Origin of the sequence: Pseudomonas donghuensis, assembly GCF_000259195.1 — a bacterium.
GTDB lineage: Bacteria > Pseudomonadota > Gammaproteobacteria > Pseudomonadales > Pseudomonadaceae > Aquipseudomonas > Aquipseudomonas donghuensis.
Map to the genome: position 1 here is coordinate 13165 of NZ_JH650793.1, position 7962 is coordinate 21126.

Here is a 7962-nt window from a genome sequence, read left to right on the forward strand (position 1 = left end):
CGCCACCATCACAACCGGATAAGCCCCTCCTCTCACAGTCACCACCGGTTATAACCTAATAACGAACTAGTCTATTTGGCTATAAAAAAACCTTTATGCTGGCTGCCATCCGATCACGGGCACGTTGGGCGTTTAGGTTACTTATGGATGTAGGTTCTTTCGGTTTTACCATTGCAGGCCTGGTAGTAGGTTTCATCGTCGGCATGACCGGCGTCGGCGGCGGCTCCCTGATGACCCCGATCCTGCTGTGGTTCGGTATCAACCCCGCCACCGCCGTAGGCACCGACCTGCTTTACGCCGCCATCACCAAAGCCAGCGGCGTCTGGGTCCACGGCAAAAACAACAATATCGACTGGAAAATCACCGGCTGGCTGACCCTCGGCAGCGTCCCGGCCGCGGCCCTGACCCTGTGGTTCCTCGCCAGCCTCGATGCCGACACCCAGGCCGCCAACACCATCATCAAGCAAGGCCTGGCCGTGGTGCTGGTGCTGACCGCCCTGGCCATCCTGTTCAAAAGCAAACTCCAGGCATTCGCCAGCAAACACGCCGGCGACCGCTATCACCTGAGCGGTACCAGCCTCAACCTGCTGACCGTAGTCACCGGTGTGATGCTCGGCGTCATGGTTTCGCTGACGTCCATCGGCGCTGGCGCCCTGGGTACCGTGGCGCTGTTCCTGCTCTACCCCTACCTGGTCACCCGCCGCCTGGTCGGCACCGAAATCGCCCACGCCGTGCCGCTGACCCTGGTCGCCGGCCTGGGCCATGCAAGCATGGGCAACATGGACTGGTCGCTGCTTGGCTACCTGCTGCTGGGCTCGCTGCCGGGCATCTACATGGGCAGCCACCTGACCGGACGGATTTCTGACAGCATCCTGCGCCCGTGCCTGGCAGGCATGCTGCTGATGATCGGCTACAAACTGGCGTTCTGAGTGTGTCGCTTGATCTACGAGTGCTACGCACTCGATCGCTGGCAAGGCCAGCTCCCACAGGGGTAGCAGGCGACATCAAGCCCTGCGGGAGCCGGCCTTGCCGGCGATGGGCTACGCCGTAGCCCCAAGGTTCAATCCTGCGTGCGCCACAGCACCGGCCACATCTGCGACCAGCTCCCACTGCAACTGCCCATCCGCGCCAGCGAGCGCAGCTGCATGCGCTGCCCATCAAAACGCCAGCTCTGATCGACACCGCAATCACCTATGCCGCGCCCCTTGGTAAAGCTACTGAGCACTCCGGTGTCTGCGTTGTACTCGACCGAGCCACCAAAGTCGCCCCACTGCTCCAGCCCGGGAAACTCCGCGAACTGCAGGGCCTGCGCCTGCTGCGGATGCGCCCGTGAAGTGGTGAACAAGGCGTACTCGCAGTTGTAGGCGCCACAGCCATAGCGAAAGCTGACCAGCGCACGCTTGCCACTCAACGCATAGGCTTGGGCAGTATCGGGCTGCCAGTCATCACCCACGTCCTGCCAGGCATCAGCGCTGGCTGCATGCACGGCGGCGACAATGTGCCTGGCCTCTGCCTCCCCCAGCGGCTCGGGCCGTGCGAAGGGCGCCAGCTTCGGCAGCGCCGGCGCAGGCGGCACGGCACTGTCTGGCGCATCACCTGCACGCATGAAGGCACTGCGGTGGCCCAGCCGCCCCTGCACCGAATCGATCAGCAACAATGAGGCGCTCAGGCCATTGAGCGAACTCCCCAGCTCACCATCATTGCTCGCCGAGGTCAGCCGCGAGCCATTGCGCAAGGCCTTGACCAGGGCCACGGCCTGCTCGCCACTCGCCCGCCAGGACACCACGCCGTTGTACTGTTCTTCATGCAGTGCCAGCGCCAGAGGCTTGCCATCGAGCTGCAATGGCCCCTCCAGCGAACTCTGGCTGTAAATCGTTACCTGCAACGGCCCCTCCAGACCCGCGCCACGCACGATCTGAATACCCAACGGCATGCCGTCGACGCTTTCATCGGCCGCCAGCGCCGTACATTGGCGGGTGTTGTCACACCCCACCACCCAGTCCTTGAGGTGCCGGTACAAGGGTACCGGCTCTGCCGTCGTGGCCTGGGTAGCGCCGGGCAAGGCCAGCAGGGAGAGAAAGGCTGCGTGCAGCGGTGCGCTCATGATGAAGTCCGTTTCAGGTGAGCGCACATTCTACCCCTGGAACTTCTCGAAGTCCGGTTGGCACAGCGGGCTTGTCATTTACATATGGAAATCCGTATATTCGAATCTCCATATATCAAGCCCGGACCGATTCGATGCTTACCCCTGCCGCCCTGTTCAAATGCCTGGCCGACGAAACCCGCGTTCGCGCCACGCTGTTGATCGTCCGCGAAGGCGAACTGTGCGTGTGCGAGCTGATGTGCGCACTCGACGACAGCCAGCCGAAGATCTCCCGCCATCTGGCCCAACTGCGCACCTGCGGCCTGTTGCTCGACCGCCGCCAGGGTCAGTGGGTGTACTACCGCCTCAACCCGCAGCTGCCAGCCTGGGTGAACGAGGTGCTGCAGCTGACCCTTGAGGCCAATGGCCAGTGGCTCAGCGACGTCAGCGAGCGCCTCGAGGCAATGGGTGATCGTCCTGTCCGTGCGACCTGCTGTTGAGGAATCAGCCCATGCGAGTCTTGTTCATGTGTACTGCCAACAGCTGTCGCAGCATCCTCTGCGAAGCGCAGTTCAATCACCTGGCCCCGGCCGGTTTCCACGCGGTCAGTGCCGGTAGTTTTCCCAAGGGCCAGGTGCATCCTCGCAGCCTGTCGACCCTGCAACGCGCCGGCATCGCCATCCACGGCCTGACCAGCAAAGGCAACGACGCCTTCGCCGACAACCCGCCAGACATCGTCATCACCGTCTGCGACAACGCCGCTGGCGAAGCCTGCCCGCTGTACTTCGGCCCAGCGCTGAAAACCCACTGGGGCCTGGCAGACCCTTCCGAGGTCCACGGCAGCGATACACAGATCGATGCCGCCTTTGACGCCACCCTGGCGCGCATAGCACTGCGCTGCAAAACCTTCCTTGCCCTGCCCTTCGAGCGCTTGAGCCGCGACCAGTTGCAGGCTGAAATCGACCGCATCGGCACTTTGTAAACGGAGCCCCCATGAGCGACCACCTACCCAATCTCGACCTCGGCCTGATCCCGGCCAACGCCGCACATGACGGACACAAACCACGCATCTTGCTGCTCTATGGCTCAACCCGCGAACGCTCGTTCAGCCGCCTGCTGACCGAGGAAGCCGCGCGCCTGCTCGAACACTTCGGCGCCGAAACGCGGATCTTCAACCCCAGCGGCCTGCCCCTGCCTGACGACGCGCCCGACAACCATCCCAAGGTCGTGGAGCTGCGCGAACTCATGCAATGGTCCGAAGGCCAGGTGTGGTGCTCGCCGGAGCGTCATGGCGCGATGTCGGCGGTGTTCAAGGCGCAGATCGACTGGGTGCCATTGGCCATGGGCGCAGTGCGCCCGACCCAGGGCAAGACCCTGGCGGTGATGCAGGTGTGCGGCGGCTCGCAGTCGTTCAACGTGGTCAACCAGCTGCGCGTACTGGGGCGCTGGATGCGCATGTTCACCATCCCCAACCAGTCCTCGGTACCCAAGGCCTGGCTGGAATTCGACGGCAACGACCGGATGAAGCCGTCGGCCTACTACGACCGCGTAGTCGACGTGATGGAAGAGCTGGTGAAGTTCACCCTGCTGCTGCGCGGGCGCAGCGATTACCTGGTGGACCGCTACTCCGAGCGCAAGGAATCGGCAGAGGCGTTGTCACAGCGAGTTGGCCAGCGTTCGATCTGAGCGGCGCGCTGCGCTTCCCAGTTGCGGGCCTGCGTTGATGATCGACTGCGACGCCACACGAGTTAGCGGTTGAACCGGCGGGCATACCCCCGCCCCGCCGGGGATCATGTATGGGATTGAGCCGGTGCTTTGCGCCCCAGGGAAATCAACTCGTTGGAGAAACACAGGCCGGTGATGATCAGCCCCGCACCCACGTACAGGCTTTCTCGCGGCACCTCATTGAGGACCAGGAACGCCAGCAGCGCAGCGAACAGGGGCTCGGTCAGCTCCAGCGCCTGCACCTGGGATGGTTTCAGGTACTCGATGGCCTTGGTGGTGCAAAAGAAGCCCAGGATGGTCGGTAACGTGGCCAGCGCCAGCAATGCGGCAATCGCCAGGGGCGACAGCTCGCCAATCACAAAGCCATCGGCCGCAGCCGGCATCAGCAGGTATAGGCTGCCGAAGAACAACAATTGCCGAGTGAAGTGCAGCCCCCCGGAGACGCCCATATGCTTCATGGCCACTGAAAACGCCCCGTATCCGCAGCCGGCCATGGCAGCCAGGGTAGCGCCTTGCAGGGTGAACCCCTGTTGCAGGTCAGCACCAAAGATCACTGCAATGCCGGCGATGGCCAAGGCGGCGCCAACGGTAGCGTTTGCGGTAATGGGATCTTTCAGGAAAATCCGCCCCAACAGGATCGAGGAAATAGACGCACTGGCCATCAGCATCACCACCACGCCCGCGGCGGCGTAATGGCGGTAGGCCGATGTTTCGAAGTGGAACAGCACGAAGATTCCGAGAAACGCGCAAATCGCAGCCTGGGTCCACTTCGCCGTCGTTTGCGGGCGCCTGATGAACAGCACCAAGGCCGACAGCAGCAGGCAACCTAGAATGGTTTTGATCACAGCGACACTGCTGGCGGTGAAGCCGTTTTCCATGAGCACTTTGCTCAGCACACCGATTGTCGCGTTCAACGCGGCGGCGGAAAGCGCAAAAACAACGCCTTTACCAAAACTGGATTGCATGAATGACCGTCCCTGTCGTTGCGTGGTGGCTCGCTAGAATATCCATCCAAATGGGGGATGCAAGCCAAAGATAAGAGCGCACTGGACAAACCACCTGAAAAACCTCAACTGTCTCCAGTACGGTGGGTCCACGTCGTGGGAGGGGTTGCGGGTTCGGTGGGCGGATGGGATGTTGACGCATCCGCTCAGCGTGCTCCTTTTGGAAACTGAGTCAACTGGTCAAACAAGCGAGCATTGAGTAATGGACGCAAACGCATTCGCGAAAGCACTGAAGACCTCTATTAGCGAGGTTAAATCGCAGGGTCATGAAACAGTCAATTGCGACAAGTTAATAACGTATATCGATAGGGTTGTCGAAGCCACCTCAACAGACAACAACCCCGAGGAGAACAGCGAAGTACTCAAGGCGAGACTCCAGCTTTCCCTGGACGCGCACAAACACAACCTGTCAGCCAATTTGGAAATGTTCAAAAGCATTATCCAATCAGGGCAAAACGCACTCAAGACGATGCTGCTACTGAATGGAGGAGCCGCGATTGCCCTGCTCGCCTTCATTGGCAAACTCTCAGACAACAACAGCAGCGCCATCCCGGACTTCGCATATTCGCTAACAGCCTTTGTAATCGGGGCATTGGCTATCGGCATCACCTCTTGCTTGACGTATCTTTCGCAGATGGCCTTTGACAGCGCTGTAAAGTGGCACAACAACGTCGCCACTACCTTACACGCCACCTGCGGCGCATTGGGTTTGGTTTCAATATCCGCCTTTGCATATGGCACCTATAAAACCTACCAAGCGTTCTTGTGCCTAGCTACTTGCGCGTAACCTGTCGAATAGCTGAGCTTGGCATTCCAGGTTCAGCCATCTTTGTCTCTCGTCGCTTTGCCCAGGCCTAGGCAGCCTGCTTGCGGGCGAATGCCTGGCACTCTTGGTAGACTATGGCACCTTTGTTTTTGATACGGATCCTGGCGAGGTGGTACATCGTACCCACGATCCATCAAAAAACGCCCAGCTAATGGTACAAAACACGTAAGCGAAAATGCCCCTAGAATCCGCCTCAACCGCAGTAAACCCGCGCCCTGAGCCGTCTCGTCGGTTCAGCGTTGCGCCTATGATGGACTGGACCGACCGCCACTGCCGGTTCTTCCTGCGCCTGCTCTCCAGCAACGCCCTGCTCTACACCGAAATGGTCACCACCGGCGCGCTGCTGCACGGTGATGCCGAGCGTTTCCTGCGCCATGACGAGGCCGAGCATCCGTTGGCCCTGCAATTGGGCGGTAGTGTGCCGGCTGATTTGGCCGCGTGCGCCAAGCTGGCCGAGGCCGCAGGCTATGACGAGGTCAACCTCAATGTCGGCTGCCCGAGCGATCGGGTACAGAACAACATGATCGGCGCCTGCCTGATGGGCCATCCGGCGCTGGTCGGCGATTGCGTGAAGGCGATGCAGGATGCAGTGCAGATTCCAGTGACGGTCAAGCACCGCATTGGTATCAACGGTCGCGACAGCTATGCCGAGCTGTGCGATTTCGTCGGCCAGGTGCGCGACGCCGGTTGCCGCAGTTTTACCGTGCATGCACGGATCGCGATTCTCGAAGGCCTGTCGCCGAAGGAGAACCGCGAGATTCCACCGCTGCGTTACGACGTCGCTGCGCAGTTGAAGGCGGATTTTCCCGACCTGGAGCTGGTGCTCAACGGCGGTATCAAGACCCTGGCCGAATGCCAGGAACACTTGAAGATTTTCGACGGGGTGATGCTCGGCCGCGAGGCCTATCACAACCCGTACCTGCTGGCCGAGGTCGATCAGCAGCTGTTCGGCAGCACCGCGCCGGTGATCAGCCGCAGTGCGGCGCTGGCCAAATTGCGCCCTTACATTGCCGCGCACCTGGCATCCGGGGGCGCCATGCACCACATCACCCGGCACATTCTCGGCCTTGGCCAGGGCTTCCCGGGGGCGCGCAAGTTCCGCCAGTTGCTGTCAGTGGACATCCACAAGAGCAAGGACCCGCTGGCCCTGCTCGACCAGGCCGGCGAGCTGCTGCAGGGGCGTTAGTTCCGGAACCTGTGGCCGGTTCGGCACTCGAAGGCTTATCCCCTTCGCCCCGCCTGCCAGCCAGCCCTTGAGCGGCTGGCGGCGCTCGGGTAATGTCGAGCCATTGCACAGGACAGAGCACGCCCATGACTTCCAAGCTGGAACAACTCAAGCAGTTCACCACCGTGGTTGCCGACACTGGTGACATCGATGCCATCAGCCGCCTGAAACCGGTCGATGCCACCACCAATCCTTCCCTGCTGCTCAAGGCCGCCGCCATGCCCGGCTATGCCGAGCTGCTCAAGCAATCGGTCGAGCACAGCAAGGGCGATGTCGGCCTTGCCTGTGACGCCTTTGCCGTGGCGGTTGGCGCCGGCATTCTGAAGGTGATTCCGGGGCGTATCTCCACCGAGGTCGACGCCCGCCTGTCCTTCGACCAACCGGCGTTGCTGGCCAAGGCCCGGCAACTGATCGCGCTGTACGACAAGGCCGGTATCGGCCGCGACCGGGTGCTGATCAAGCTGGCCTCGACCTGGGAAGGCATCCGCGCCGCCGAGGTACTGGAGAAGGAAGGCATCCAGACCAACCTGACCCTGCTGTTCTCCTTCGCCCAGGCCCAGGCCTGTGCCGACGCCGGAGTGTTTTTGATTTCGCCGTTCGTGGGGCGCATTTACGACTGGTACAAGAAGTCCACCGGCAAGGACTACGTCGGCGCCGAAGACCCGGGCGTGCAGTCGGTAACGCGCATTTACGACTACTACAAAACCAATGACTACAAGACCGTGGTCATGGGCGCGAGCTTTCGCAATATCGGCCAGATCGAACAACTGGCCGGCTGTGACCGGCTGACCATCAGCCCGGAGCTGCTGCAGCAGTTGAGCGAGGATCAGGGCGAGTTGCCGCGTATCCTCAAGCCTGGCAAAAACGGCGAGGCGCGTCAGCACCTGAGTGAGAGCCAGTTCCGCTGGGCATCGAACGAAGATGCCATGGCCACCGAGAAGCTGGCCGAGGGGATTCGCCAGTTTGCCCGGGATCAGGAGAAGCTCGAGGCGTTGTTGGCGGCAAAGGCCTGATACAAATCTGGGTTTGCCAGTGAGGGGTGCAGCGTAGAGCATCTTATCGGCCTTCACGGCCTCATCGCGGGTCAAGTCGAGTCGTC

Annotated in this window: 9 protein-coding genes; 7 read left to right on the forward strand and 2 right to left on the reverse strand. The window is 61.4% G+C overall.

What is annotated here, in order from left to right; genetic code table 11:
* Positions 1–143 precede the first annotated feature (143 nt).
* Complete coding sequence (locus UW3_RS0126035) at positions 144–929, forward strand: sulfite exporter TauE/SafE family protein (protein WP_010227049.1); 786 nt, start codon at positions 144–146, stop codon at positions 927–929.
* Between the two features lie 131 nt (positions 930–1060).
* Here UW3_RS0126035 and UW3_RS0126040 read toward each other — a convergent pair whose 3' ends face one another.
* A complete protein-coding gene (locus tag UW3_RS0126040; RefSeq protein WP_010227051.1) occupies positions 1061–2104 on the reverse strand; it encodes a DUF1176 domain-containing protein in 1044 nt (347 codons plus the stop codon).
* 134 nt (positions 2105–2238) lie between these two features.
* Between UW3_RS0126040 and UW3_RS0126045 the strand changes: the two genes are divergently transcribed.
* Genes UW3_RS0126045 through arsH form a run of 3 tightly spaced genes read left to right on the forward strand, consistent with a single transcriptional unit; the run spans position 2239 to position 3769 of the window.
* On the forward strand, positions 2239–2583 hold the full coding sequence (locus UW3_RS0126045) for a metalloregulator ArsR/SmtB family transcription factor (protein WP_010227052.1): 345 nt from the start codon (positions 2239–2241) through the stop codon (positions 2581–2583).
* 11 nt (positions 2584–2594) lie between these two features.
* Positions 2595–3065, forward strand: coding sequence for an arsenate reductase ArsC (locus UW3_RS0126050; RefSeq protein ID WP_010227054.1), 471 nt, complete (start codon positions 2595–2597; stop codon positions 3063–3065).
* Positions 3066–3076: 11 nt separating this feature from the next.
* Positions 3077–3769, forward strand: coding sequence for an arsenical resistance protein ArsH (gene arsH, locus UW3_RS0126055; protein ID WP_010227055.1), 693 nt, complete (start codon positions 3077–3079; stop codon positions 3767–3769).
* A 104-nt stretch (positions 3770–3873) separates the two neighbouring features.
* Here arsH and UW3_RS0126060 read toward each other — a convergent pair whose 3' ends face one another.
* Positions 3874–4773, reverse strand: coding sequence for a DMT family transporter (locus UW3_RS0126060; RefSeq protein ID WP_010227056.1), 900 nt, complete (start codon positions 4771–4773; stop codon positions 3874–3876).
* A 241-nt stretch (positions 4774–5014) separates the two neighbouring features.
* Here UW3_RS0126060 and UW3_RS0126065 point away from each other — a divergent pair, with 241 nt between their 5' ends.
* The 3 genes from UW3_RS0126065 (at position 5015) to tal (ending at position 7876) form a co-directional block, all read left to right on the forward strand.
* Complete coding sequence (locus UW3_RS0126065; RefSeq protein ID WP_010227057.1) at positions 5015–5599, forward strand: hypothetical protein; 585 nt, start codon at positions 5015–5017, stop codon at positions 5597–5599.
* A 214-nt stretch (positions 5600–5813) separates the two neighbouring features.
* Complete coding sequence (gene dusA, locus UW3_RS0126075) at positions 5814–6824, forward strand: tRNA dihydrouridine(20/20a) synthase DusA (protein WP_010227058.1); 1011 nt, start codon at positions 5814–5816, stop codon at positions 6822–6824.
* A 125-nt stretch (positions 6825–6949) separates the two neighbouring features.
* Positions 6950–7876 carry a transaldolase gene (gene tal, locus UW3_RS0126080; protein ID WP_010227059.1) on the forward strand — a complete coding sequence of 309 codons (927 nt, stop codon included), beginning with the start codon at positions 6950–6952 and terminating at the stop codon, positions 7874–7876.
* Positions 7877–7962: the final 86 nt, after the last annotated feature.